Annotated in this window: 1 protein-coding gene; it reads left to right on the top strand. The window is 71.8% G+C overall.

Going from position 1 to position 1153, the window contains the following annotated elements; translation table 11 throughout:
• Nucleotides 1-1153, top strand: a 1153-nt coding sequence (locus tag WDW90_RS37375) for a polyhydroxyalkanoate depolymerase (RefSeq protein WP_336492767.1), incomplete at both ends; no start/stop codon positions are given.

Raw genomic sequence — 1153 nt, 5'->3', positions numbered from 1 at the left:
CCTTCGAGAATCCGTTCAGTCCGTTGGCGTATGGTCCGAGCAGCCGGGCGGTGGCGGCGTCCTGCGAGCTGTTCGAGCGGGCCACCCGCACCTACGCCAAGCCGGGTTTCGGGCTCGGCGTGGCCGAGCGCGTGGTCTGGCAGAGCCCGTTCTGCCGCGTGCTGGCCTTCGGCACGCCCTCGCGCGCGCTGGCGGCCAAGCCCAAGCTCCTGCTCGTCGCCCCGATGTCGGGCCACTTCGCCACGCTCCTGCGCGGCACGGTGGCCGCCTTCCTCGACACCCACCAGGTCTTCATCACCGACTGGGCCGACGCCAAGCAGGTGCCGCTGGCAGCCGGCCGCTTCGACCTCGACGACTACATCGACCAGTGCCGCGCCATCTTCAGCGCGCTTGCCCCCGGCCTCAGCGTCGCCGCCGTCTGCCAGCCCGCCGTGCCGGTGCTCGCCGCCATCGCCCGCATGGAGGCCGAGGACGACCCCGCCCTGCCCTGCGCGGCCGCCCTGCTCGGCGGGCCCATCGACACCCGGCGCTCGCCCACCGCCGTCAACCGGCTGCCGCAGGAGCACAGCCTCGCCTGGTTCGAGCGCCACTGCATCCACGCCGTGCCCTGGGGCCATCCCGGCCGGGGCCGGGCGGTCTATCCGGGCTTCCTGCAACTGGCCGGCTTCATCGGGATGAACCTCGACCGCCACAGGCGGGCGCACTGGGACCTGTTCACCCATCTCGTCGAGGGCGACGGCGATTCAGCCGCCAAGCACCGGGCCTTCTACGACGAGTATCTCGCCGTGATGGACCTCACCGCCGAGTTCTACCTGCAGACGATCGAGACCGTGTTCATCGCCCACGCCCTGCCGCGCGGCGCCATGCGCCACCGCGGCGAGCCGGTCGATCTCGGCGCCATCCGCCGCTGCGCCCTGATGGCGGTCGAGGGCGAGAAGGACGACATCACCGGCCTCGGCCAGACCCGGGCGGCGCTGGAACTGTGCGGCAACCTCGCCGAGACCCGCAAAGCCTACCACCGGCAGCCCGGCGCCGGCCATTACGGCATCTTCAACGGCGCCCGCTTCCAGGCCGAGATCGCACCCCGCCTCGCCGCCTTCTTCCAGCGCAACACACCCCTCAACCCAACACAGAAACACACCGCCCCAAGCGC

Source organism: Methylobacterium nigriterrae (assembly GCF_037106235.1).
In the GTDB taxonomy this organism is placed as follows: Bacteria; Pseudomonadota; Alphaproteobacteria; order Rhizobiales; family Beijerinckiaceae; genus Methylobacterium; species Methylobacterium nigriterrae.
The sequence above is the reverse complement of the archived record's forward strand: the minus strand, read 5'-3'. Positions and strand labels throughout refer to the sequence as shown.